This is a genomic window from Janthinobacterium pasteuri (assembly GCF_051380775.1).
GTDB lineage: Bacteria > Pseudomonadota > Gammaproteobacteria > Burkholderiales > Burkholderiaceae_D > Janthinobacterium.
The window spans coordinates 1-24,419 of sequence record NZ_JBNYXS010000038.1 but is presented as its reverse complement, the minus strand read 5'-3'; the positions used below and the strand labels follow the sequence as shown (position 1 = coordinate 24,419).

General features: G+C 63.2%; 20 protein-coding genes. 6 read left to right on the top strand and 14 right to left on the bottom strand.

Annotation, left to right across the window (positions count from 1 at the left end; translation table 11 throughout):
• Window positions 1–70: 70 nt before the first annotated feature.
• The 7 genes from ACQ4WN_RS25040 to glpD all read right to left on the bottom strand — a co-directional run bounded on the left by ACQ4WN_RS25040 (window position 71) and on the right by glpD (window position 7,681).
• Window positions 71–1,798, bottom strand: a complete 1,728-nt coding sequence (locus ACQ4WN_RS25040) for an ABC transporter substrate-binding protein (protein WP_436553950.1) — start codon at window positions 1,796–1,798, stop codon at window positions 71–73.
• A 72-nt stretch (window positions 1,799–1,870) separates the two neighbouring features.
• Window positions 1,871–2,146, bottom strand: coding sequence for a DUF2160 domain-containing protein (locus ACQ4WN_RS25035; RefSeq protein ID WP_436553968.1), 276 nt, complete (start codon window positions 2,144–2,146; stop codon window positions 1,871–1,873).
• 31 nt (window positions 2,147–2,177) lie between these two features.
• On the bottom strand, window positions 2,178–2,984 hold the full coding sequence (locus tag ACQ4WN_RS25030; protein WP_436553949.1) for a carbohydrate ABC transporter permease: 807 nt from the start codon (window positions 2,982–2,984) through the stop codon (window positions 2,178–2,180).
• Window positions 2,981–3,865 carry a carbohydrate ABC transporter permease gene (locus tag ACQ4WN_RS25025; RefSeq protein WP_034754965.1) on the bottom strand — a complete coding sequence of 295 codons (885 nt, stop codon included), beginning with the start codon at window positions 3,863–3,865 and terminating at the stop codon, window positions 2,981–2,983. The genes ACQ4WN_RS25030 and ACQ4WN_RS25025 overlap by 4 nt, the downstream gene beginning before the upstream one ends.
• Complete coding sequence (locus ACQ4WN_RS25020) at window positions 3,865–4,956, bottom strand: ABC transporter ATP-binding protein (protein ID WP_436553948.1); 1,092 nt, start codon at window positions 4,954–4,956, stop codon at window positions 3,865–3,867. Before ACQ4WN_RS25020 ends, ACQ4WN_RS25025 begins: the two co-directional genes overlap by 1 nt.
• A gap of 1 nt (window position 4,957) precedes the next feature.
• Window positions 4,958–6,061 carry an ABC transporter ATP-binding protein gene (locus ACQ4WN_RS25015; protein ID WP_436553947.1) on the bottom strand — a complete coding sequence of 368 codons (1,104 nt, stop codon included), beginning with the start codon at window positions 6,059–6,061 and terminating at the stop codon, window positions 4,958–4,960.
• 81 nt (window positions 6,062–6,142) lie between these two features.
• On the bottom strand, window positions 6,143–7,681 hold the full coding sequence (gene glpD / locus ACQ4WN_RS25010; protein ID WP_436553946.1) for a glycerol-3-phosphate dehydrogenase: 1,539 nt from the start codon (window positions 7,679–7,681) through the stop codon (window positions 6,143–6,145).
• A 227-nt stretch (window positions 7,682–7,908) separates the two neighbouring features.
• Between glpD and ACQ4WN_RS25005 the strand changes: the two genes are divergently transcribed.
• The 4 genes from ACQ4WN_RS25005 (at window position 7,909) to ACQ4WN_RS24990 (ending at window position 10,783) form a co-directional block, all read left to right on the top strand.
• Window positions 7,909–8,670, top strand: a complete 762-nt coding sequence (locus ACQ4WN_RS25005; protein ID WP_436553945.1) for a DeoR/GlpR family DNA-binding transcription regulator — start codon at window positions 7,909–7,911, stop codon at window positions 8,668–8,670.
• Between the two features lie 64 nt (window positions 8,671–8,734).
• Window positions 8,735–8,965, top strand: coding sequence for a LysR substrate-binding domain-containing protein (locus ACQ4WN_RS25000; protein ID WP_436553944.1), 231 nt, complete (start codon window positions 8,735–8,737; stop codon window positions 8,963–8,965).
• 320 nt (window positions 8,966–9,285) lie between these two features.
• Complete coding sequence (locus ACQ4WN_RS24995; RefSeq protein WP_436553943.1) at window positions 9,286–9,786, top strand: MarR family winged helix-turn-helix transcriptional regulator; 501 nt, start codon at window positions 9,286–9,288, stop codon at window positions 9,784–9,786.
• A 79-nt stretch (window positions 9,787–9,865) separates the two neighbouring features.
• Complete coding sequence (locus tag ACQ4WN_RS24990; protein ID WP_436553942.1) at window positions 9,866–10,783, top strand: pyridoxal-phosphate dependent enzyme; 918 nt, start codon at window positions 9,866–9,868, stop codon at window positions 10,781–10,783.
• Window positions 10,784–10,789: 6 nt separating this feature from the next.
• Here the strand turns inward: ACQ4WN_RS24990 and ACQ4WN_RS24985 are convergent, their stop codons facing one another.
• From ACQ4WN_RS24985 to ACQ4WN_RS24955, 7 genes are all read right to left on the bottom strand, one after another.
• The gene (locus ACQ4WN_RS24985) at window positions 10,790–11,065 is read right to left on the bottom strand and encodes a diguanylate cyclase domain-containing protein (protein ID WP_436553941.1); all 276 of its coding nucleotides are present in this window, start codon (window positions 11,063–11,065) and stop codon (window positions 10,790–10,792) included.
• A gap of 41 nt (window positions 11,066–11,106) precedes the next feature.
• Window positions 11,107–11,637: an adenylyl-sulfate kinase gene (gene cysC / locus ACQ4WN_RS24980; protein ID WP_436553940.1), complete on the bottom strand. Its 531-nt coding sequence runs from the start codon at window positions 11,635–11,637 to the stop codon at window positions 11,107–11,109.
• 62 nt (window positions 11,638–11,699) lie between these two features.
• The gene (locus ACQ4WN_RS24975) at window positions 11,700–14,369 is read right to left on the bottom strand and encodes a molybdopterin-dependent oxidoreductase (RefSeq protein ID WP_436553939.1); all 2,670 of its coding nucleotides are present in this window, start codon (window positions 14,367–14,369) and stop codon (window positions 11,700–11,702) included.
• A gap of 22 nt (window positions 14,370–14,391) precedes the next feature.
• Window positions 14,392–15,630 (bottom strand): NAD(P)/FAD-dependent oxidoreductase, encoded by a 1,239-nt coding sequence (locus tag ACQ4WN_RS24970; RefSeq protein WP_436553938.1) that lies wholly within the window; start codon window positions 15,628–15,630, stop codon window positions 14,392–14,394.
• Window positions 15,627–15,980 (bottom strand): nitrite reductase small subunit NirD, encoded by a 354-nt coding sequence (gene nirD, locus ACQ4WN_RS24965; protein WP_436553967.1) that lies wholly within the window; start codon window positions 15,978–15,980, stop codon window positions 15,627–15,629. The genes ACQ4WN_RS24970 and nirD overlap by 4 nt, the downstream gene beginning before the upstream one ends.
• A 12-nt stretch (window positions 15,981–15,992) precedes the next feature.
• On the bottom strand, window positions 15,993–18,548 hold the full coding sequence (nirB, locus tag ACQ4WN_RS24960; RefSeq protein ID WP_436553937.1) for a nitrite reductase large subunit NirB: 2,556 nt from the start codon (window positions 18,546–18,548) through the stop codon (window positions 15,993–15,995).
• Between the two features lie 10 nt (window positions 18,549–18,558).
• Window positions 18,559–19,866, bottom strand: a complete 1,308-nt coding sequence (locus tag ACQ4WN_RS24955; RefSeq protein ID WP_436553936.1) for an MFS transporter — start codon at window positions 19,864–19,866, stop codon at window positions 18,559–18,561.
• A gap of 414 nt (window positions 19,867–20,280) precedes the next feature.
• On the opposite strand from ACQ4WN_RS24955, the gene ACQ4WN_RS24950 reads away from it, so the two are divergent.
• Both ACQ4WN_RS24950 and ACQ4WN_RS24945 read left to right on the top strand, forming a co-directional pair.
• Window positions 20,281–21,915, top strand: coding sequence for a CehA/McbA family metallohydrolase (locus ACQ4WN_RS24950; protein ID WP_436553935.1), 1,635 nt, complete (start codon window positions 20,281–20,283; stop codon window positions 21,913–21,915).
• Between the two features lie 214 nt (window positions 21,916–22,129).
• Entirely contained in the window at window positions 22,130–24,241 is a 2,112-nt protein-coding gene (locus ACQ4WN_RS24945; RefSeq protein WP_436553934.1) for a prolyl oligopeptidase family serine peptidase, read from the top strand.
• The last annotated feature ends 178 nt before the right edge of the window (window positions 24,242–24,419 follow it).

The following is a 24,419-nucleotide window of genomic DNA, read 5'->3' as shown; positions in this document are numbered from 1 at the left end:
CGTCTATACAGTGAAAGGGGCACGGGCAAACGCCCGTGCCCCGGGAAAGCGGCGGCAGAAGCTTACACGACTACCTTACCTTGCCTTCTTTCCACGCCTGCAATAATTTATCGTAGGCAATCGTTTCACCCTTCGGTTTTTCATTTGCCAGCTTTTTCCATGGTGCGTGCTGGTCCGACAGATACTGGTTCGGGTCGCCTTTGGCATTGAGCTTGGGCGCGCACGCCTTCATGCCCGCCCGCTGCAGGCGCGCCATGACCTGGTCCATTTCCTCGGCCAGGTTATCCATGGCGGCTTGCGGCGTTTTTTCCGCCGTGATGGCCGTGGCCACGTTCTTCCACCACAGCTGCGCCAGCTTCGGATAGTCGGGCACATTGTTGCCCGTCGGCGTCCACGCCACGCGGGCCGGGCTGCGGTAGAACTCGATCAAACCGCCGTACTCGTTCGCATGTTTCGTGAAGTAATCGTGGCGGATGTCCGAATCGCGGATGAAGGTCAGGCCGACGATGGATTTCTTCAGCGACACGGTTTTCGAGGTCACGAATTGCGCATACAGCCAGGCAGCGGCCTTGCGGTCATCCGGCGTGGACTTGAACAGGAACCAGGACCCCACGTCCTGGTAGCCATTCTGCATGCCCTCTTTCCAGTACGGGCCATGCGGCGACGGCGCCATGCGCCATTTCGGCGTACCGTCCTTATTGACCACCGGCAAGCCCGGCTTCGTCATGCCAGCCGTAAATGCCGTGTACCAGAAGATTTGCTGGGCGATTTCACCCTGCGCCGGCACGGGGCCCGATTCCGAGAAATTCATGCCGTTCGCTTGCGGCGGCGCATATTTCTTCATCCAGTCGATATATTTCGTCAGCGCAAACACGGCCGCCGGTGAATTGGTGGCGCCGCCGCGCGACATCGATGCGCCCACGGGTGTGCACTTGTCGGCCGCTACCTTGATGCCCCACTCGTCGACCGGCATGCCGTTCGGAATGCCCTTGTCGGCTGCGCCAGCCATCGACAGCCAGGCATCGGTGAAACGCCAGCCCAGCGATGGATCTTTCTTGCCATAATCCATGTGGCCATAGACTTTTTTGCCGTCCAGTTCCTTCACGTCATTCGTAAAGAAATCGGCGATGTCTTCATAGGCGGACCAGTTTTGCGGCACGCCCAGCTCGTAACCATACTTGGCCTTGAACTTGGCTTGCAGATCCTTGCGCGCGAACCAGTCGGCACGGAACCAATACAGGTTGGCAAATTGCTGGTCGGGCAATTGATATACCTTGCCATCGGGCGCCGTGGTAAAGCTGATACCGATGAAATCCTTCAAGTCCAGGCCGGGATTCGTGAATTCCTTGCCCTTGCCAACCATGTAGTCGGACAACGGTTCCACGGCGCCATAGCGGTAGTGCGTGCCGATCAGGTCGGAATCGGAAATCCAGCCGTCATAGATGCTCTTGCCCGACTGCATCGACGTTTGCAGCTTTTCCACCACATCGCCTTCCTGGATGATGTCGTGGCGCACCTTAATGCCCGTGATTTCCTCGAAGGCCTTGGTCAGGGTCTTCGATTCGTAGACGTGGGTGTCGATGGTTTCCGAAACCACGGAAATTTCATTGATGCCCTTGGCTTTCAGCTTGGCCGCCGCATCGATGAACCATTTCATTTCAGCAAGCTGTTGCTGCTTGCTCAGGCTGGATGGCTGGAATTCCTTGTCGATCCAGGTTTGCGCCTGCTTGGCGTCTGCCAGGGCCGCATTCGACACGAGCATGGCTGCAGCCGCGAAGACCGTGAACTTCAATTTCATCGTGAATCTCCTTTTATTTTATTACCGGCCGCCTGCTGACGGTCCGGCCTCCATCAACACCGGCAAGCCGGCTCACCCCCAACGCATTACCACTACTAAAAGTGCAAAACTGATGGCAGCCCCGATGGCCTGCTGCATTTCCGTGAAACCGGCCCACGCCAGATTCACGTAGGCGGCCGTAAGCAAGCCGATGAACAGGCGGTCGCCGCGCGTGGTCGGCATGGGCAGGAAGCCCTTGCGCTCGATGCTGGGCGAGCGGATTTGCCACACCGTCATGCCGGCCAGCATCAAGCCGATGCAAATGAAGAAAATGGCCACTTCCGGCGTCCAGGCCATCCAGCCAAACAGGCTGGCAGTGCTATCGCTTGTATTTTCCATGTCACACCCTCCCCATCGCGAAACCCTTGGCAATGTAATGCCGCACGAACCAGATCACCAGCGCGCCGGGCACGATGGTCAGCACGCCCGCCGCCGCCAGCACGCCCCAATCCATGCCGGCCGCCGATACGGTGCGCGTCATGGTGGCGGCAATGGGCTTGGCATTGACGGAAGTCAAGGTGCGCGCCAACAGCAGCTCCACCCAGCTGAACATGAAGCAAAAGAAGGCCGTCACGCCCACGCCCGACTTGATCATCGGCAAGAAGATGCGGATGAAGAAGCGCGGGAAGCTGTAGCCGTCGATATACGCCGTCTCGTCGATTTCCTTGGGCACGCCGGACATGAAGCCTTCCAGTATCCACACGGCCAGCGGGACGTTGAAGACCATGTGCGCCAGCGCCACAGCCAGGTGCGTATCCATCAGGCCCACCGTCGAATACAGCTGGAAGAAAGGCACGAGGAACACGGCCGGCGGCGTCATGCGGTTGGTCAGCAGCCAGAAGAATAAATGTTTGTCGCCCACGAAGTTATAGCGCGAAAACGCATACGCGGCCGGCAAGGCGACGGTGACCGACATCACCATGTTCAAGGCCACGTAAAGCATGGAATTGATGTAGCCGCTGTACCAGGAACGGTCCGTAAAGATCGTGTGGTAGTTGGCGAACGTCAATTGCTGGGGCCACAGGCTCAAGACCCCCACGATTTCCTCGTTGGTCTTGAGCGACATATTGAGCATCCAGTAGATGGGCAACAATGACGCCAGCAAAAAGACGACGAGGATGGCGCTGCTCATTTTCTTGTGCATCATTTCTGGTCTCCCGTGCCGACGCGTTGCATCCACGTGTACAGCACAAAGCAAAACAGCAGGATGATCAGGAAGTAAATCAGGGAAAACGCGGACGCCGGACCCAGGTCGAACTGGCCCACGGCCTTTTGCGTCAGGTATTGCGACAAAAAGGTAGTGGCATTGCCGGGCCCGCCACCCGTCAGCACGAACGGTTCCGTGTAAATCATAAAACTGTCCATGAAGCGCAGCAAGACGGCGATCATCAGCACATTGCGCAGTTTCGGCAGCTGGATGTAGCGGAACACGGCCAGGCGCGAAGCGCCGTCGATGCGCGCGGCCTGGTAATACGCGTCGGGAATGGCACGCAAGCCCGCATAGCACAGCAGCACCACCAGGGGCGTCCAGTGCCAGATATCCATCACCATCACCGTCAGCCAGGCGTCGAGCGAATTACCGTTGTAGTTGTAATCAAAGCCCAACTGGTTCAGCGTATAGCCCATCAGGCCGATGTCGCCGCGGCCAAAGATTTGCCAGATGGTGCCCACCACGTTCCAGGGAATCAGCAAGGGCAGTGCGATCAGCACCAGCGCCAGCGACGCCTTCCAGCCATCGGCCGGCATGCACAGGGCGATCAGGATACCCAGCGGAATCTGGATCGCCAGCACGGAGCCGGAAAACAGCAGCTGGCGCAGCAAGGCGCTGTGCAAGTCGCCGTCGAGCATGACCATGCGGAACCACTCGGTGCCCACAAACACCTTTTGCGTGGGGCTCAGGATATCCTGCACGGAATAGTTCACCACCGTCATCAGGGGCAGGATGGCGGAAAATGCCACGCACAGCAGCACGGGCAGGATCAGTAGCCAGGCGCGGCGGTTGTTATCGGTTTTACCGTTATGTATCATCAGGCCACCCGCTTATCGTTGACATAGAAAAGGGTACGTTGCGGCGGAAAGCGCAGCCGCACAGCATCACCGGCGAGGGCCTCGATGGCGCGCAGCTTGGCCGCCACCGTGGCGCTGCCCAGCTGGAATTCCGCCAGGTAATGCGTGCCCATATTGCGCACGGCCGTGACGGTGGCGGCCAGGGTGTCTTCGCCGCCTTCCCCCGTCGTGATGCACTCGACAAACTCGGGCCGCACCCCCACGGTGATCTTGCCTGGCGCACCCGATAACGCCGCGCGCGCCGCAGCGGACACGGCCAGCACCTGCCCCGCCACGCGCACGCCGCCATCGTCCAGGGTGCAATCGAGCAAGTTCATGCCCGGATTGCCGATGAAATAGCCGACAAACGTGTGCTCGGGCTCCTCGAACAGCGCTTGCGCGCTGCCCGTCTGCACCACTTCGCCCTGCGTCATGACGACCACCTGATCGGCAAAGGTCAGCGCTTCCACCTGGTCATGCGTGACGTAGATCAGCGACAATTTGAGTTCGTGGTGGATTTCCTTCAACTTCCTGCGCAGCAGCCATTTCAAATGCGGGTCGATCACCGTCAGCGGTTCATCGAACAGCACGGCCGCCACGTCGGGGCGCACGAGGCCACGCCCCAGCGAGATCTTTTGCTTGACGTCCACGGACAGACCGCTGGCCCGCAGTTTCAAGTCGCCCGTCAACTCCAGCATCTGCGCCACCTGCTGCACGCGCTTTTTCACGTCGATCTCTTTCCAGCCGCGATTGCGCAGCGGAAAAGCCAGGTTGTCGTGCACGGTCATGGTGTCGTAGATGACGGGAAACTGGAACACTTGCGCGATATTCCTCGCTTCGGTGGGCAGCTGCGTCACATCCTTACCGTCGAACAACACCTTGCCATGCGACGGTTTCACCAGGCCGGAAATGATATTGAGCAAGGTCGTCTTGCCGCAGCCGGACGGCCCCAGCAAGGCGTAGGCGCCGCCGTCACGCCATTCCATGCTCATGGGCCGCAGCGCATAATCGGCGGGTGCCGTCGGGTTCGGTTTGTAGGCGTGGGCCAGGTCGACCAGTTCGATGCGCGCCATGTCAAGTTCCTCCTGTCGTCGATTGCCCAGGAGCAAACAGCAGCCCGCCGTCTTGCGCGAAGATCAGCAAGGCATGGGGCTGGCAATACACGGTGCAGGCGCTGCCGATGTCCAGGTTGTGCACGCCACCGAGCTGCGCCACCAGGGCCAGCTCGCCACGGCGCGCATGCACATAGGTTTCCGAGCCGCTGATTTCCGCCAGGTCCACCTGCGCCGCGATGGCCACGTCGCCATCGGACTGGGGAGATAAATGCAGGCTGTGCGCGCGCACGCCGAGGATCACCTGCGTGCTGTCGCCCAGGCGGGCGCGCTGCTCGCCGCTCAGGTGAATCGACAAGCCGTCGGCTGCCTGCGCCACGCCCTGCGCATCCACGCGCGCGGGAATCAGGTTGATGGGCGGATCGCTGAAGGTGCGCGCCACGGCGATGGAATTGGGCGCGTTGAAGACATCGAGTGTCGGTCCCTGCTGCAACAAGCGTCCCTCGTGCAGCACGGCCACGTGGCCGCCCAGCTGCAGCGCTTCCAGCGGTTCCGTGGTGGCATACACGACCGTCGTGCTGCCACTGGAAAACAGTTCCGTCAATTCGCGGCGCAACTCCTCGCGCAGTTTGTAGTCGAGATTGACGAGCGGTTCATCGAGCAGCAACAGCGAGGCATCCTTGATCAGTGCGCGTCCCAACGCCGTGCGCTGCTGCTGGCCGCCCGACAGTTCACCTGGCGTGCGCTGCAGATACGGGGTGATATGCAGGCGCTCGGCCAGCGCCAGCACTTTCGTGCGTATCTGCTCCTCGGGCACCTTGCGCAGGCGCAGCGGCGAGGCGATATTGTCGTACACGGTGAAGGCCGGATAGTTGATGAATTGCTGGTACACCATGGCCAGGTTGCGGCGGCTGACGGGCACGCCCGTCACGTCGACGCCGTCGGCCGTGACGGTGCCCCCGCTGGGTTTGTCCAGGCCCGCCATCACGCGCATCAGGGTTGTCTTGCCGGCACGCGTGGTGCCCAGCAAGACGTTGATGGCGCCCGGCACCAGCGCCAGCGACATCGGATATAAATAGTCGTCAGCCCCCTGCTTCCTGCTGATCTTGTCCAGTACCAGTTGCACGCGCTTCTCCTCCAGTGATGGTTTCTTATTCTTCGCCGCACCCTCTGCGGGGCGCGGTCGCCAACGTATTCTGTGCTCTTCTTACGACACTAACGGATGCAGCAACAGCCAGGCGTCGAGCCTGCCTGCCGTCTCGCGCGGCAGGTGCAGGCCCAGCTTGGAGCGCCGCCACAGGATGTCGGCCGCGCTGACGGCCCACTCATGGCGCCGCAAATAATCCACTTCTGCCGCGTACAGGCCGGCGGCGATTTCCTCGCCCATGGCCGCCAGGTTCTTGCGCCCATCGAGCAGCACATGGGTGCGCGTGCCGTAGGCGCGTGCATAGCGCGCCACCAGCGGCGCCGGCAGCCAAGAGTACTCGCCTTGCAAGCCTTGCACGAACTGGCCGAACTCGCGCACCGACCTGTTCTGCGGCGTGCTGCCGAACACGTCGCCGCCGGGCAGGCAGGCGTTGGCCGTCCAGGCGGGCCGCCTCTTGCCTGGCTCGGGCACCAGCAACGGTTCGAGCAAATTCAGCGCCTCCTCGGCCAGCTTGCGGAAGGTGGTGATCTTGCCGCCAAAAACACTCAGCAGCGGCGCACCGTCCTGATCCAGCTCGAAGCGGTAATCGCGCGTGACGGCCTTGGCATCGGCCGCCGCGTCTTCCACCAGCGGACGCACGCCGGCATACGTCCAGACTACGTCAGCCGGCACAATGGGCTTGCTGAAATAATAACTGGAAAGTTCGCACAAGTAACGAATTTCCTCGTCATCGATTTCCACCTTGCCAGTGTCGCCGTGATAGTCGAGGTCGGTAGTGCCGATCAGGGTGAAATCGTGCTCATACGGAATGGCAAATACGATGCGCCCGTCCGGATGCTGGAAGATGTACGCATGATCATGCTCGAACAGGCGCTTGACGACGATATGGCTACCCTTGATCAGGCGCAAATGGCGGCCCTTGCCACCGGGCGCCGCCTGTTGCAGGAACTCGGCCGTCCATGGCCCGGCCGCATTCACGACGCTGCGTGCGCGCACCACCGTCTGCCTGCCACTGGCATGTTGCAAGGTGGCCAGCCAGGAAGCGTCCTCACCCGCACCGTCGCGTGACAGGGCCGTGCAGCGCGTCTGCGTCAGTACGTGCGCGCCCTTGTCTGCCGCATCGATGGCGTTGAGCACCACCAGGCGCGCATCGTCGACCCAGCCATCGGAATACACGAAGCCGCGCTTGAACTGGGGTTTTAACGGTGTGCCGGCCGCGTGACGGGTCAGGTCGATTCCGCTGGAGGCAGGCAGGATTTCCCGCTTCGCCAGCATGTCGTAGAGGTACAAGCCGGCGCGTATCAGCCAGGCCGGACGCTGGCCCTGCGCATGCGGCATGACAAAGCGCAGCGGCCACATGATGTGCGGCGCCGAGCGCAGCAGCACTTCGCGCTCGATCAGCGCCTTGCGCACGAGGCCGAATTCATAGTATTCGAGGTAGCGCAGGCCGCCGTGTATCAGCTTGGTGGAAGCCGACGAGGTGTGGGCAGCCAGGTCATCTTTTTCGCACAGCACCACGGACAAGCCCCGCCCGGCCGCGTCGCGCGCGATGCCGGCGCCGTTAATACCGCCGCCGACCACCAGCACGTCGCATGCCATCGTTGTCTCCACACCTTGCTGTGCTGCGGCCATCGGGACTCCGTGTATGTCAGGGAAAGGCTGGCGAGGAAAGACTAGGAATCGCCGGCGACTGTCGTTAAGATCAATACAGATGTAATTCGAATGCAATATGAATAAGGTTACGCCATAATACGAACCCATAGCAACATATTTTCATCACTATTTGTTCGTTTATATTCGTTTGTGATTTTTAAAGAGACAAGCCCATGATTTTGAATCCCCGCCAGCGCCGCCTGCTTGACGTGGTGCGCCAGAAGGTCACCATGTCCGTCGAAGAGCTGGCCCAGCAGTTGGAGGTGACGCCGCAAACCGTACGCCGCGACGTCAAGCAGATGGAAGATGCGCGCCTGCTGGCCCGCTACCACGGCGGGGTCGGTCTGCCTTCGTCCGTGGAAAACATCGATTACAGCCAGCGCCAGGTATTCAACAGCGAAGCCAAGCGGCGCATCGCCGCCGCCGTGGCGGCGCAAGTGCCGCATGGCTGTTCGCTCCTGATCAATATCGGCACCACCACCGAGGAAGTGGCGCGCGCGCTGGGCCGACACACAGGCTTGCACGTGGTGACGAACAACCTCAACGTGGCGGCCATCCTGGCCGACAATGCCGCCTGCGAAGTCATCGTGGCAGGCGGCGTGGTGCGCGGGCGCGACCGCGGCATCGTGGGCGAAGCCACCATCGACTTCATCCGCCAGTTCAAGGTCGACATCGGCATCATCGGCATTTCCAGCATCGACGAAGACGGCAGCTTGCGCGACTTCGATGCGCGTGAAGTGAAGGTGGCGCAAGCCATCATCGAGCAGTCACGCGAAGTGTGGCTGGTGGCTGACCAGCATAAATTCGGCCGCAAGGCGCTGGTGCGCCTGGCCGACCTGGCGCAAATCGACATCCTGTTTACGGATGCGCCGCCGCCAGCACGCTTTGCCGAAGTATTGCGCGAAGCGGGCGTGAAGGTGGTGGTGGCCGCCTGAGGCAGAGCGTCCCACGGCTGGTGGCGGGCGCCATCGCCGGCCAAGACCTGGCCTCCACGCCTCATTGCGCGATAGCAAGCTTGCCAAAGTGGCGCCCACCGGCAAGCTGTGCATCACGGCCCCCCTCACCTTCGGCGCGGAAGCGCTGATGCCCGCCATGGCCGTGTACCTGGAGCGCTATCCCGAGGTGAGCATCGATGTGGCCCTGAGCGACCGCGTGGTCGACCTGCCGGACCGCTACCGCTCGCCCCAGTTGCGCAGCTTCGTCGATTTTCTGATGGAACGGTTCAACTGATGGACGCCGCAACAGGCATGTGCCATTCGACATCAATCGCCATTGAAATATTTATCAATTCAGCAAAAATCATGTTACCATTGATGCAACATGAGTTATTTTTTTTATCTTCCTGTCTGGCAATACGATTATTTGCTTGATATTGCTTTTTATTTACCCAGAGCAAGAAAAAAAGGGAAAACTCTTTGCCGGTCAGTGATTTCCTGTGAAAACAGTGTTAGAACTACCTCAAGCACGATGATTTTTTTGAAACAAACCACTCGACAGCAAGCGTGAAGGCCTTGACCATGCCGGTAACGCCGCCCAGTGAAGGAAGAAAAATGAGCCATAATTTTGAAACGGCCGCCACGCAAGCCGCCCATCCCAACAGCGTTCCCGTCAGCGAGCTGGAAGCCCATCTCGGCTACTGGCTGCGTTTCGTGTCCAACCACGTTTCCCACAGCTTCCAGAAAAAAGCCGAGGCCAACGGCGTGACAGTGTCCGAATGGGTGGTGCTGCGCGAAATGTTCCGCCTGGGCTGCACTTCGCCCACGGTGCTGGCGCAAGTATCCGGCATGAGCAAGGGTGCCGTATCGAAGCTGATCGACCGCCTGGAAAGCAAGGGCATGGTCAGCAAGTCGATCCTGCTGGCCGACCGCCGCCAGCACTCGATCGAATTGACCACGGAAGGCGAAGCGCTGGTGCCCGTACTGGCCGCGATGGCCGACCAGAACGACGAGGAATTCTTCGGCAAACTGCCGCGCCAGCTGCGCGACGACCTGCTTGAGGCGATGAAGGAAGTGGCGCGCACGCATCAGCTCAAGAGCGCGCCCCTGAATTAAAGCGGCTTGCGGCAAGGGTGAGACGGTGGCACAGGCCCTTCGGCTATGATGCAGGCCTGACCGTCTACCAGGAACACGCATGGCCCTGCACATCGAAACCCCTCTGCTCAACTCGCGCGCCCTGAGCCTGCACAGCGACCGCGCCATCTGGCTCAAGCTCGAAGCCTTGCAGCCGCCCGGCTCCTTCAAGATCCGCGGCATCGGCCTCGCCTGCGAAGAATACGCGCGGCGCGGCGCCAGCCGCTTCATCTCTTCTTCCGGCGGCAATGCGGGCATCGCCGTGGCCTACGCGGGACGCCAGCTGGGCATTCCCGTCATCGTCGTGGTGCCGGAAACGACCAGCGCGCGGGCCAGGGCCCTGATCGCGCAGGAAGGCGCCGAAGTCATCGTGCACGGCGCCGCCTGGCAAGAAGCCAACGCGCTGGCACAAGCCATGCTCACGGCGCAAGACGCTTTCCTGCATCCCTTCGACGACCCGCTGCTGTGGCAGGGGCATGCCGGCATGATCGATGAAGTAGCCGGCGCGGGCCTGAAACCGGACGCGGTGGTGCTGTCGGTGGGCGGCGGTGGCCTGCTGGCCGGCGTGGCCGAAGGCTTGCAGCGCAACGGCTGGGACGACGTGGCCCTGGTGGCCGTGGAGACGCAAGGCGCGGCCTCGCTGGCCGCCGCCGTGGCCGCGCGCGAACACGTGGCCCTGCCAGCCGTGAGCAGCATCGCCACCTCGCTGGCCGCGCGCCAGGTGTGCGCGCAAGCCTACGCCATCAGCCAGACGCGCCTGCTGCACAGCGTGGTGGTCTCGGACAGGGCCGCCGTCGATGCCTGCCAGCGTTTCATTAGCGACCAGCGCCTGGTGGTGGAACCGGCCTGCGGCGCGGCGCTGGCGGCCGTCTACGGCAAGGTGCCGGAACTGGCGCCCTATCGCAAGGTGCTGGTCATCGTCTGCGGCGGCGTCACGGCCACCACGCAGCAGCTCGACCACTGGAGCGCCACCCTGTAACTCCGGCTACGCCGCCTCGAGCAGCGCCACGCCATCGCGGCCCTGCCCCTTGGCGGCATACATGGCCTGGTCCGCCAGGTCCAGCAAATGCGCCGGCGTCAGCGCGCCTTCGAGGAAGATGGCGATGCCGATGCTGGTCGTCACCGGCAGCGCGCCGCTGGCCGCCAGGCTGTCCGCCATCGTGCGCAGCAGGTTGCGCCTGGCGTCGAGTTCTTCATCGATGAAGACGGCGGCGCTGGCCAGCGATACATACTGCTGGCCGGCAGGCGACCACGCAGCCATGTGCGCAATCTCATGCGCATCGTCGCATCGTCGCCACGCCGTCACAGCCGCTGCTGCAAGTACCGGCACAGGCGCTCGACCGACTCGTCCAGCGCCAGCGTGCCCGTGTCCAGGGTCAGCGCGGCAGCCAGCGGCGCTTCATAAGGTGCGGAAATGCCCGTGAATTGCGCCAGCTGCCCCGCGCGCGCCTTCGCATACAGGCCCTTGGGATCGCGCGCCTCGCACACGGCCAGCGGCGTGCTGACGTGGACTTCAATGAAATGCGCCGCGCCGATGATGGCGGCGGCCATGGCCCGGTCGGCGCGGTAGGGTGAGATGAAGGCGGCGATGACGGTCAGGCCCGCCGCGTTCATCAGGCGTGCCACTTCGGCCACGCGGCGGATGTTTTCATGCCGGTCTTCCGGCGTAAAACCCAGGTCGCGGTTCAAGCCATGGCGCAGCTGGTCGCCGTCGAGCAGCGCCACGGCACAGCCCTGCGCCTTGAGCTGGCGCGCCAGTGCGTCGGCGATGCTGGACTTGCCGGCGCCGCTCAAGCCCGTCAGCCAGACCGTGGGGTGTTGTGCTGCTGTCATCACACTGCCTCTCCATGATAGAGCTGGCAATATAACAAAGCCGTACCGGAAAGGACAGATTTTCAGGCCGCGCTGCGCGCCTCAAGCAGCAACTGCCGTATCTCCGGCACGCAGGAGCCGCAATTGCCGCCCGCCTTGACGCAGGCAGTTACCTGCGCCGTCGTCGTCAGTTTTTGATCCTGGATGGCAGCGCAAATGGTGTTGCGCCCGACGCCAAAGCACGAGCACACGGTGGCACCGGCATCGACGCCCTTGCCGATGGGCTGGCCCAGCAGCACGCCGGCGCGATCCGCCGCATCCATTTGCGCGTGCGCAAACAGGCCAGCCAGCCAGCTGCGCGACGGCAGGTCGGGACGGGGCGAGACATACACGCATTGTGCGATGCGCCCCTCGTCGAGGTGCACGGCGCGGTACACGCCTGCGCTGGCGTCCGCATAATCGAGCCAGTCGGCGTTGTCGTCCGTGACGCCGAGCAGCGTGCGTGCCCAGGCGCCCAGGTCCTCGATGCGCTGGCGACCGGCCAGCTCGTAGCGCAGGAATTGCTCGCCCTGGATGCGCGTCCAGTGCGCCACGCCGTCAAGGTTCAAGGGCGTGCGGCTCAGGACAAACGCATGCCAGTGCACGCGGAACTGCTCGATGCGCACGGGCGTGTGCTTGAATTCGGGCTCGCCCGAAACGGGGTCGACGACGGGATTGACGACGGCGCCCACGCGCGCGTCGGAGGCATTCGCGTCGCTCCAGTGTATCGGCACGAAGAGCTGGCCACGCGCGATGCCGCCGCCATGCACGACCCGCGCCACCATGGCGCCCCAGGCGCTGGAAACGCGCGCCAGCTCGCCTTCGCGCACGCTGTACAGCAGCGCATCCTGCGGGTGGATGTCGATGAACGCTTCGGCGACATGGCCCGACAGTTTGGCCGCCTTGCCCGTGCGCGTCATCGTATGCCACTGGTCGCGCACCCGGCCCGTATTCAAGATGAGCGGATAGTCCTCATCGGGCATGTTCTGCGGCGCGCGGGGCGGCGTGGGCACGAAGCGCGCGCGCCCGTCCGCATGCGCGAAACGGCCGTCGCCGAACAGGCGCGCCCGGCCCTGCGGCCACTGCTGCGGCGCCAGGGCATCGTATTGCGCCGCATCCAGCTTGTCCAGGCCCGCCAGATTGAAGAGGCGAGCCTGCTCGCCCACATTGCGGAAGGTAGACAGGCGCGCGTGCTCGTCGAAGATCGCCTGCGGCGAGGTGAAATCGAAGCCTGCATAGCCCATGCGCGTGGCCACGTCGCATAGCACCTGCCAGTCGGCGCGCGCCGCGCCGGGCGCCTGCAAGAAGGCGCGCTGGCGCGAGATGCGCCGCTCGGAATTGGTCACCGTGCCATCTTTCTCGCCCCAGCCCAGCGCCGGCAGCAGCACGTCGGCATGCGCGTTCGTATCCGACTGCGCGCTGATGTCCGACACCACCACCAGTTCGCATTTATCCAGCGCGCGGCGTACCTGCTCGGCGTCCGGCATGCTGACCAGCGGATTGGTGGCGATAATCCACACGGCTTTCACCTTGCCCGCTTCGATCGCATGGAACAGTTCCACGGCTTTCAAGCCAGGTGTACCGGCGATGCGGGGAGAGTCCCAGAATGTTTGTACGGTATCACGGTGCAGCGGATTATCCAGCTCCAGGTGCGCCGCCAGCATGTTGGCCAGGCCCCCTACCTCACGCCCGCCCATGGCGTTCGGCTGGCCCGTCAGCGAAAACGGCCCCATGCCCGGCTGGCCGATGCGCCCCGTCGCCAGGTGGCAGTTGATGATGCTGTTGACCTTGTCCGTGCCGGAGGATGACTGGTTCACGCCCTGCGAAAATGCGGTGACGACCTTGCGCGTGGCGGCAAACGCCTGATAAAACGCCAGCAAGGCTTGCGGGTCGACCTTGCAAATGCGCGCCACCTGCAGCGGGTCGCCGCAATCCACGTGCGCGGCCGCCAGCGCTGCGTCGAGCCCCGAGCTGTGCTGCGTGACGAAAGCCTCATTGACCACGCCTTCGCGCGCCAGATGGCACAGCAAGCCGTTGAACAGCCACACGTCGGTGCCCGGCTTCACGGGCAAGTGCAGGTCGGCCAGCTCGCAGGTAGCGGTGCGGCGCGGGTCAATCACCACCAGTTTCATCTCCGGCCGGCTTTCCTTGATGCGGGCGATGCGCTGGAACAGGATCGGGTGGCACCAGGCCGTGTTCGAACCCACCAGCACCACCATGTCGGCCAGTTCCAGATCTTCATAGCAGCCCGGCACGATATCCTCGCCAAACGCGCGCTTGTGGCCCGCCACGGCCGACGACATGCACAGGCGCGAATTGGTGTCGATATTCGCGCTACCCACATAGCCCTTCATGAATTTGTTAGCGATGTAATAGTCTTCCGTCAGCAGCTGGCCCGAGACATACAGGGCCACGGCGTCAGGGCCGTGCGCATCGATAATGGCGCGCAAGCCGCCAGCCACCTGGTCCAGCGCCACGTCCCATGAAGCCGGCTGCAAGACGCCATCGACGCGCACCTGCGGCCGCAGCAAACGGTTGTCGGGGCCCAGGGTATCGCCCAGGGCCGAGCCTTTCACGCACAGGCGTCCCTGGTTGGCGGGGTGGCTGCTATCGCCGGCGATGCGGATGGCGCCGTCGGGCAGGCGTGTCGCTTCCACGCCGCAGCCGACGCCGCAGTACGGGCAAGTGGTTTTTACGGGCGTGCACGTGGTCATGGGCGTATCCTGTTGGTCGCTGTCAGGCAGCCTGGCCACACAGGGCCTGGCCAAACAATAAATGGGAGCGCAGCTGGCTGATGTCGCGGCGCTGCTGGATCAGGTCGAAATACCAGGGACCGTCCTGCACCTCGCCATACAGCACGGCACCCACCAGGCGGCTGCCCTGCACCACCAGGCGCTTGTAGACACCACGGCGCGGATCGCGCAGCACCAGGTCTTCGCTGCCCTCGCCGCCGATGATGTCCCCGGCCGAATACAGGTCGATACCCGTCACTTTCAATTTGGTGGCGCTGGCCTGCTGCACGTAGCGCCGGTGTCCGGCGCCAGCGAGGTGCGCGCCGCACACGCGCGCCTGTTCCCAGATCGGCGCCACCAGGCCGAAGGTGGCGCGCCGGTGCTGCACACATTCGCCCACCGCATACACGCGCGGGTCATAGCTTTGCAGGCAGTCATCGACGACGATGGCCCGTTCGCAGTGCAGGCCGGCCGCCTGCGCCAGGGCGATGTTGGGGCGTACGCCAGCCGTCATCACCACCAGGTCGGCGGGAATGCTGCTACCGTCAAGAAAACGCACGCCTTCCACCCTGTGCGTTCCGGTGATTTCGCTGGTTTGCGCGTGCATCAGGAAACGCAGGCCGCGCGCTTCCAGCGCCGATTTCAGCAACATCGATGCGGGTGCGTCGAGCTGCTGGTTCATCAGGGCGCCGCTCATGTGCACCACCGTCACGTCCATGCCCTGGCGCTGCAGCCCGTTGGCCGCTTCCAGCCCCAGCAAGCCGCCGCCGATGACCACCGCGTGGCGGTGCGTGCGCGCCGCCTGCAGCATGGTGTCGACATCGCTGATATCGCGAAAACCGATCACGCCGGGCAGCGTGTGGCCCGGCACGGGCACGATGAACGGCGTGGAACCGGTAGCCAGCAGCAGGCGGTCATAGCTGACCGAAATGCCGGACAGCGATTGCACTGTGCGCGCCTTGCGGTCAATGCGCACCACGGGGTCGCCCGCATGCAGGGTGATGCCGTTGTGCGCATACCAGTCGCGCGTGTGCAGCATGATGTCGTCCACCGTCTTTTCGCCAGCCAGCACGGGAGACAGCAGGATGCGGTTGTAATTGCCATGCGGCTCGGCGCCGAACACGGTGATGTCATACAGGTCCGGCGCGAGTTTCAATAGTTCCTCGACCGTGCGCATGCCGGCCATGCCATTGCCGACCACCACCAGCGAGGGGCGCGCAGTTGCCTTGGCTGGCGGGTTCATATGGCCACCCACACCATGTCCGCAAACACGCGCGCGGGCCAGGAGGCGACCGAATGCTCGGGCGCTTCCAGGCACTCGCCGCTGGCCAGATCGAAATGCTGCTTGTAGATGGGCGAGGCGACAACGACGCGCTCGCCGATGCTGCCCACGAGGCCCCGCGACAGCACCGAGGCGCCCGCGTTCGGGTCGACATTGTCGATCGCGTACACGCGCGGCGCGGCATCGCCGATGCGGAATACGGCCACGTGGCGTCCATTGAGCAACGCGCACACGCCCGTGTCGGGCACGATGTCGGTCAAGGGGCAGATGGCCACCCAGTTGTCGGCGCTGGCGCCGGTCAGTTCATTCATCGCATTCATGCTTCACGCCTCCACGGCAAGGATGGGGATCACAGTGGTGCGGCGTTCGATGGGCGTGGCGGGCCGGATCTGGCCCCGCTCTTCCACGAATACCACGTTTTCATCGTTTTTCTCGCTGTTGACGAAGTGGCGGAAACGCTGGCGCACGGCGGGGCTGGAGACGGCTTCCTGCCACTCGCATGCATAGGTGTCGACCACGTGCTGCATGTCCGCTTCCAGCTCGTGGGCGATGCCCAGACTGTCGTCGATGATGACGCGCTTGAGATAATCGAGACCCCCTTCCAGATTGTCGCGCCACACGCTGGTGCGCTGCAGGCGGTCGGCCGTGCGCACGTAAAACATCAGGAAGCGGTCGACATAGCGCGCCAGCGTGTCCTCATCGAGGTCAGATGCCAGCAGTTCCGCGTGGCGCGGCTTCATGCCGCCATTGCCGCACACGTACAGATTCCAGCCTTTTTCCGTGGCAATCAGGCCGATATCCTTGCCCTGCGCCTCGGCACATTCGCGCGTGCAACCGGAGACGCCGAACTTGATCTTGTGCGGCGTGCGCAAGCCCTTGTAGCGGTTTTCCAGGCGGATGGCGAAGCCCACGCTGTCGGCCACGCCGTAGCGGCACCAGGTGGAACCCACGCATGATTTGACCGTGCGCAAGGATTTGCCGTAGGCGTGGCCCGACTCGAAGCCGGCCGCGATCAATTCCTCCCAGATAGCGGGCAACTGGTCGATGCGCGCGCCGAACAGGTCGACCCGCTGGCCGCCCGTGATCTTGGTGTACAGGCCGTATTTCTTCGCCACCATGCCCACGGCGATCAAGCCGTCTGCCGTCACTTCGCCGCCCGGCATGCGCGGCACGACGGAGTAGGTGCCATCCTTCTGGATATTGCCCAGGAAATAATCGTTACTGTCCTGCAGGCTGGCATGCACGGGCGACAGGACGAAATCGTTCCAGCACGAAGCGAGGATATTTGCTGCCACGGGCTTGCACACGTCGCAACCGAGACCCTGGCCATGCGCGGACAGCAGCGCGCCGAAGCTGCGGATCTTGCCGACGCGGACCAGGTGGTGCAATTCCTGGCGCGAGTAAGCAAAGTGTTCGCACACGTGGTTGTTGACGGCCAGGCCCTGCTTCTGCATTTCCGCCTTCATGATCTGCGTCACCAGCGGCACGCAGCCGCCGCAGGCCGTGCCCGCCTTAGTGCAGCTTTTGAGCGCGCCTATCGTCGTCGCGCCATCGGCCACGGCGGCGCACAGCGCGCCTTTCGAGACGTCGTTGCACGAGCAGATTTGCGCCACATCGGGCAAGGCGTCCACGCCCAGGCCCGCCTTTTGCTGGCCGTCCGCCTGCGGCAGGATCAGGAATTCTGGGGATGCCGGCAGCTCGATTTTATTCAGCATCATTTGCAAGAGCGTGCCGTATTCGCTGGCGTCGCCCACCATCACACCGCCCAGCAGGTATTTGCCGCAATCGGAGACGACGATCTTCTTGTAGATCTGCTTGCGCTCGTCCATGAACTGGTAGGAGCGGCTACCGGGCGCATTGCCGTGCGGGTCGCCCAGGCTGGCCACGTCCACACCCATCAGTTTGAGCTTGGTGCTCATGTCGGCGCCCTTGAACGAGGCTTCGCCCTCTTCCTCCTGCAACACGTGGCGTGCCGCGATGCGCGCCATGTCATAGCCGGGCGCCACCAGGCCGAAGATCAAGCCACCCCACAACGCGCATTCGCCTATCGCGTAGATATCGGGGTCGGAGGTGACGCAGCTGTCGTCGATGGCGATGCCGCCGCGTGGTCCCACGTCCAGGCCGCAGGCGCGCGCCAGCTCGTCACGCGGGCGGATACCCGCCGAGAAGACGATCATGTCCGCTTCCAGGTGACTGCCGTCGGCAAACTGCATGCGGTGCGTGGCCGCTACACCGTCGACGATGGCCAGGGTGTTCTTTTGCGTGTGCACGGTCACGCCCAGTTCCTCGATCTTGCGGCGCAAGATGCGCGCGCCGCCTTCATCGACCTGCACGGCCATCAGGCGCGGAGCAAATTCCACCACGTGAGTATCGAGCTTCAAATCGCGCAAGGCCTTCGCGCATTCGAGGCCCAGCAGCCCGCCGCCGATGACCACGCCCGTGGTGGACTTGGCGCCCCAGGCCAGCATGGCTTCCAGGTCTTCGATGGTGCGGTAGACGAAGCAGCCATCGCGCTCCTTGCCCGGCAGCGGCGGCACGAACGGCGTGGAGCCGGTGGCGAACACCAGTTTGTCGTAGGCCAGCACTTCGCCCGTGCTGGCCGTAACGGTTTTCGCCACGCGGTCGATGGACACGGCGCGCGCATTGAGCTTCAACACGACGTTGTCCTTGTCGAAAAAGCCGGGCACCACCAAGGACAGGTCTTCGGCCGATTTGCCACTGAAAAATTCGGACAGGTGCACCCTGTCATAGGCGGGACGCGGCTCTTCACACAGCACGGTGACATGCAGGTGCGGCGCATTTTCCAATGCCAGCCGTTCGAGGAATTTATGCCCGACCATGCCATGGCCGAGGACGACGATCTTCAAGGGGTGGTTCATGCTGCTCTCCTCAGGCCGCGGCCATGTTCGGTTCCGCCGCCAGCCCCGTAAAACGGGCGGCGATGGCGCACAGGGCCGAGATCACCACCAGCGCGCTCAAGATGATCAGGGTCTGGCGGATATCGCCCGTGCCCTTCATCAGAAAACCGGCCGCCACGGCGCCCACATTGCCACCCGCGCCGATGATGCCGGCCACGCCGCCCAGCGCCTTACTGTCGATGAAGGGCACCAGCGCATAGGTCGCGCCGCAAGCCATGTGAGTGAACAGGCCGAAGACCAGCATGGCGATGATGGCATAGGTGACGCTGTCGACTTTCGCAAACCACAGCAAGCCCACGCCTTCGCCTATCATCAGCATGAACAGCAGGGTCACGCGGCTGTTCAGGTTGCCGCGCAGGGCCAATTTGTCGGACATCCAGCCGCCCAGGGCGCGGGCAAACAGGGCCAGCAAGCCGAAGCTGCCGGCGGCAAGACCCGCCGATTTCAGGGACAGACCGAAATGGTCGACGTAGTACACGGCGGCGATGTTGTGGATGAAAATCTCGATGCCGAAGCAGGCGCCGTAGGTGACGAACAGCAGCCACACGCGGTAGTTGGAACTGGCGGCCTTGAAGCTGGCCCAGCCACCGCTTTTGCCACCACCTTTGCCACCCTCGATGGCCACGCCAGCCTTGCGCAAGTCTGAATAATTTCCTTCGGGGCAATCCTGCGTATAGCGCCAGTACAGCACGGCCATCACCAGCATCAGCACGCCCGGCACCAGCAGGGCGATGCGCCAGCCCAGCGATTCGGACACGCCCAGCATCAGCACGGCGCCGAGCAGCAACGGCATCAGCGCCTGCGCCGCCCCGCCACCCGCATTGCCCCAGCCGGCAGCTGCCGCATTCGCCGTTCCCACCACGCGGGGCGCGAACATCACGGAGGTGTGATATTGCGTAATGACAAAGCTGGCACCGACGGCGCCAATGCCCAGGCGGAAGAACAGAAAGCTTTCATAACTTTGCGAAGCGGCCACGCCCAGCACGGGAATGGCACCCAGCAGCAGCAAACCCGTATACGTCTTGCGCGGGCCGTAGCGGTCACACAATGGCCCCACGATCAGGCGCACGAGGATGGTGATGGCGACAGCCGCGATATTGATATTCGCCACTTGCGCGAGGGAAAGTCCAAACTCGCCCTTGATGACAGGCATCAGCGGCGCACAGGCGAACCAGGCGAAGAAACACACGAAAAATGCCATCCACGTCAGGTGGAATGCCCGCATGGGCGGCGTGGCGAGGGAGAAGAGCGCGATGCGCGTTGCTTTTTGGCTGGCCATGATAGGTTCCCGAAGTATCCCGAAAATAACAAAAATGCAAACAAAAACGGCGCCCGCCCCCGCCGATGAAAAAAATCAGCCAGAGCGGACGCCGTTGTCCATGTGGTCCGTCGTTGGACCGTTGTGCGTTTATTCAGGGGATCGCCGTTGATCCGTACCTTCTGTTGAGCAAGCGCCGTGCCAGCTACCGTGAGGGGCACGCAGCACCATTCGCAAGGACTTTGCGCCAGATCATGGCCAATCACGGTGCAAGCACGCCACTTGCTGGTGCATGCGAGAACCAGTACGTGGCAGTTCTTGTCTAACTACCATCTGATGCAGTCGCGGGAGGCCACGATGGTCAAGACACTGCGCCGCCGCTTACGGTCACCTTGGTCACCTTGGCCACCATGGCTCGCTTGCGTGTGCGCCGGCGTGTTGCTCATTACGTGGAGCAACACTGCTGCTGCGCAAGGGCCGAAGGAACACAGCGAACTCGATGCCACCGTCGTTGCGCCCTTCCGCGCTGCGCGCGCTGAAAGTGCCACGCAGGCACGTACGTTTCTTATCCGCCTAGTCTATCCGGACGAGGGCCGCACCCATGCGGTGCGCTGGACATTGACACTGTCCGGCCCTGGCCCGCAAAGCGCCGTGCTGCGGCGCTGGTCGGGAAGCAAACAACTGGTGGCCGGTGGCGTCAGCCTGGCCCTGCCCTGGGATGGCCGCGCCGCCGTCGATACGCGCGCACGGCGCGCGCGGGTTCCTGACGGCTTGTACCAGTTGCGCCTGCTGGCCGTGGCGGACGCCAATACGCCACAGGAGACGCAGGTGGAACAGCAATGGCACATCCAGGTGCAGCGGGGACGCGGCACGGCGCTCAGAGTGCCAGCCTTCCAGGTGGGACTGCAACAACACCTGTCCAGCCTGGATGGCCAGGTGGATTACCGCATCGTCTACGCCAACCTGCACAGCCAGACGCGCCACAGCGACGGCGGCGCGGCGCTGGACGCTTGCCGTGGCGCGCAGGAACCGCAAACGGCGCCCTTCGGCCCCATCGACGCGTATGTCTACGCGCAGCAACATGGGCTCGACGCGCTGCTGACATCCGAGCACAACCATATGTATGACGGCTCGGACGGCACCAACACCGCCGCCGTGCCTGCCGAAGCCAAGGCCCTGTACCAGACGGGCCTGGCCGAAGCAGCCGCCTACACGGCTGCCCACCCGGGATTCCTGGCCCTGTACGGCATGGAATGGGGCGTCATCAACAAGGGCGGCCATGTAAACATTGTCAACAGCGAACAGTTGCTGGGCTGGGAAAGAAATGCCAGCGGCGAACTGCTGGCCGACGTGGAAACGCCGAAGGGCGACTATGCGGGCCTGTACGCGCTGATGCGCGAAAAGGGCTGGATCGGGCAATTCAACCACCCTGCCTATGCGGGGCAGTTTCTCGTCGACGGCCAGCCGCTGGGCTACACGCCGGACGGCGACGCGGCCATGGTGCTGTGCGAAGTGATGAATACTTCCGCCTTTTCCACCAACGACGACGAATCGGAAACGCGGCGCAGCAATTACGAAGCGGCTTGCAACCGGGTCCTGGCGGGCGGCTACCATGTGGCCTTCAGCAGCAACCAGGATAACCACTGCGCCAACTGGGGCGCGGCGTATGGCAACCGCACGGCCGTGCTGGTGGCCAGCCCGGCCGCCGGCATGCCCGTGTCACGCGACAGTTTCCTCGCAGCGCTGCGCGCGCGCCGCGTCTTCGCCACCATGGACAAGCATGCGCAGCTGCTGTTCACGGCGAATGGCAGGCTGATGGGTGAACGCTTCGAGAACCGGGGACCGCTGCACCTGGCCATCCATTTCACCAATAGCGCGGGGCGGCAAGCGGCCGCCGTCACCATCTTGCACGGCGTGCCGGGCGGCAACGGCTCAGTCACCCCCATATCGGACCAGGCCGAGACCACCGTCACGCCCGCGCCCGGCCCCCATTTCTATTACGCGCGCCTGACGCAGGACGATGGCAACATCGTCTGGTCGGCGCCCGTGTGGGTCAATCAGTTGCCGTGAACGCCGCGGATCAGGGAACGGCAACGGCAAGAACTGGTACACCATGTGCCGCAGACTATACGGCCTTGCCCTTTTCCAGCAAACAATATTGGAAAAGCATGCTATTTTTTAAGTAGTCGTCCATAGACACTGGTTCCTTACAGCAATCCATGGCACCATGGCTGCGCCGTTTTGCCTGCAACGCGGCCTCCATCGGACCAACCAGGAACCCTACATGACGTCATATCGTACCTTTGCCAGCAGCATGCTGCTCGGCCTGGCCGCAGCGGGCATCGCCCATGCACAAGCACCCGCACCCGCCGCTTCCACTGCGCCGGCCGATCCCCATTTGTGGCTGGAAGAAGTCCTCGGCGACAAGCCGCTGGCGTGGGTCAAACAGCACAATGCTGTCACCACCAAGGAATTGGAAGCCCGGCCCGGCTTCCCGGCCCTGCAGGCGCGCCTGAAAACCATCCTCAATTCAAAGGAGCGCATTCCCTACGTCAGCAAGGAAGGCGAGTATTACTATAATTTCTGGCGCGACGCCCAGCATGTGCGCGGCATCTGGCGCCGCACCACGCTGGCGCAGTACCAGCTGGCCGAACCGACCTGGGAAACCGTAATCGACCTCGACCAGCTGGCCGCCGGCGAGCATGAAAACTGGGTCTGGGGCGGCGCGTCCTGCCTGTATCCAAAGGGCGAACGCTGCCTCATTTCCCTGTCGCGCGGCGGCGGAGATGCCAAGGTGGTGCGCGAATACGACGTGGCAAAACGCGCCTTTGTCGACGGCGGATTCAGCCTGCCGGAAGCGAAGGGCAGCGCCAGCTGGATCGACCAGGATACCCTGTTCGTCTCCACAGATTTCGGCCCCGGCACGATGACCAGTTCCGGCTACCCGCGCATCATCAAGCAGTGGCAGCGCGGCACGCCGCTGGCGCAGGCGCAAACACTGTACGAAGCCAAGGCCGACGACCTGAGCGCCGGCGCCTACAAGGACTTCACGCCCGGCCACGAGCACCAGTTCATCGAGCGGCAAATCGATTTCTACAGCGGCGAAACCTTTTTGCGCGACGGTGCAAGCCTGAAGAAAGTGCCGAAACCGGATGACGCCACCGTGTTTACAGTGCGTGATCAATTGATCATCACCTTGCGCTCGGACTGGACAGTGAACGGCAAGACCTACCTGCAAGGCTCCCTGCTGGCCACAGACTTCAAGGCCTTCATGGAAGGCAAGCAAGAGCTGGAAGTGCTGTACGCGCCCACGGCCACGTCTTCGCTGGACAATGTCACGCCAACGAAATCAGCCATCCTCGTGACGACCCTGGACAAGGTCAAGAACCGCCTGACGGAACTGCGCCACGTGAACGGCAAGTGGCAGCGCCGCGCCGTCGATGCGCCCAAACTGGGCACCCTGGCCGTCAGCGCGCTCGATCCGGTCGACTCGGACCAGTACTTCCTGACGGTGACGGACTTCCTCAACCCCACCACCCTGTACCTGGCCACGGCGCAAAGCGACAAGCGCACAAAGATCAAGTCCCTGCCCGCCTACTACGACGCGGCGCCATACAAGGTGGAGCAGTTCGAATCGACGTCGAAGGATGGCACCAAGGTGCCGTATTTCGCCATCATGGGCAAGAAGACGAAGTTCGACGGCCGCAACCCCACCGTGCTATATGGCTACGGCGGCTTCGAAGTGTCGCTGAAACCAAGCTACAGTGGCACCACGGGCGTGGCCTGGCTGGAAAAAGGCGGCGTGTATGTACTGGCGAATATCCGCGGCGGCGGCGAATTCGGCCCCCGCTGGCACCAGGCGGCGCTGAAGGAAAACCGCCAGCGCGCGTATGACGATTTCATCTCCGTGGCGCAAGACCTGATCAAGCGCAAGGTCACCAGCCCGCGCCACCTGGGCATCATGGGCGGCAGCAATGGCGGTCTGCTGACGGGCGCCGTGCTGGTGCAGCGTCCCGATTTGTTCAACGCCGTCGTCAGCCAGGTGCCGCTGCTCGACATGCGCCGCTACAACAAGCTGCTGGCGGGCGCCTCGTGGATGGGAGAGTACGGCGACCCGGACGTGCCGGAACAATGGGCCTACATCAGCAAGTACTCGCCGTACCAGAACGTCTTCAAGGATAAAAAATATCCGCGCGTGCTGTTGACCACATCGACGCGCGACGACCGGGTCCACCCTGGCCATGCGCGCAAGATGGTGGCCAAGATGGAGGAGCAAGGCCACGACGTGCTGTACTGGGAAAACACGGAAGGCGGTCATGCAGGCGCCGCCAACAACGACCAGCAGGCGCTGATGTGGGCGCTGACCTACACCTTCCTGCTGGAGCAGCTCAAATAAAACGGGCCTGACGGCACCTGGCAAGACAGAACGCCTGCACCGGACTCCGGCGCAGGCGTTCTTTTTGGCTCTGTCCCCGATAAGTAGGGGAATTCCGAGAATTTTCCTGGGGCCCTGCTGTCTGACGGTACATAGCAGACAAACGGGAGTCTTCCATGCAGCCAGCCCAGTGGAAAAC

Excerpts from the sequence above, each read along its gene's own strand:
- ACQ4WN_RS25040 (WP_436553950.1), bottom strand. The coding sequence starts at position 1,798 with ATGAAATTGAAGTTCACGGTCTTCGCGGCTGCAGCCATGCTCGTGTCG.
- ACQ4WN_RS25030 (WP_436553949.1), bottom strand. The coding sequence starts at position 2,984 with ATGATGCACAAGAAAATGAGCAGCGCCATCCTCGTCGTCTTTTTGCTG.
- ACQ4WN_RS25025 (WP_034754965.1), bottom strand. The coding sequence starts at position 3,865 with ATGATACATAACGGTAAAACCGATAACAACCGCCGCGCCTGGCTACTG.
- ACQ4WN_RS25020 (WP_436553948.1), bottom strand. The coding sequence starts at position 4,956 with ATGGCGCGCATCGAACTGGTCGACCTGGCCCACGCCTACAAACCGAAC.
- glpD (WP_436553946.1), bottom strand. The coding sequence starts at position 7,681 with ATGGCATGCGACGTGCTGGTGGTCGGCGGCGGTATTAACGGCGCCGGC.
- ACQ4WN_RS25005 (WP_436553945.1), top strand. The coding sequence starts at position 7,909 with ATGATTTTGAATCCCCGCCAGCGCCGCCTGCTTGACGTGGTGCGCCAG.
- ACQ4WN_RS24995 (WP_436553943.1), top strand. The coding sequence starts at position 9,286 with ATGAGCCATAATTTTGAAACGGCCGCCACGCAAGCCGCCCATCCCAAC.
- ACQ4WN_RS24990 (WP_436553942.1), top strand. The coding sequence starts at position 9,866 with ATGGCCCTGCACATCGAAACCCCTCTGCTCAACTCGCGCGCCCTGAGC.
- ACQ4WN_RS24985 (WP_436553941.1), bottom strand. The coding sequence starts at position 11,065 with ATGGCTGCGTGGTCGCCTGCCGGCCAGCAGTATGTATCGCTGGCCAGC.
- cysC (WP_436553940.1), bottom strand. The coding sequence starts at position 11,637 with ATGACAGCAGCACAACACCCCACGGTCTGGCTGACGGGCTTGAGCGGC.
- ACQ4WN_RS24975 (WP_436553939.1), bottom strand. The coding sequence starts at position 14,369 with ATGACCACGTGCACGCCCGTAAAAACCACTTGCCCGTACTGCGGCGTC.
- ACQ4WN_RS24970 (WP_436553938.1), bottom strand. The coding sequence starts at position 15,630 with ATGAACCCGCCAGCCAAGGCAACTGCGCGCCCCTCGCTGGTGGTGGTC.
- nirD (WP_436553967.1), bottom strand. The coding sequence starts at position 15,980 with ATGAATGAACTGACCGGCGCCAGCGCCGACAACTGGGTGGCCATCTGC.
- nirB (WP_436553937.1), bottom strand. The coding sequence starts at position 18,548 with ATGAACCACCCCTTGAAGATCGTCGTCCTCGGCCATGGCATGGTCGGG.
- ACQ4WN_RS24955 (WP_436553936.1), bottom strand. The coding sequence starts at position 19,866 with ATGGCCAGCCAAAAAGCAACGCGCATCGCGCTCTTCTCCCTCGCCACG.
- ACQ4WN_RS24945 (WP_436553934.1), top strand. The coding sequence starts at position 22,130 with ATGACGTCATATCGTACCTTTGCCAGCAGCATGCTGCTCGGCCTGGCC.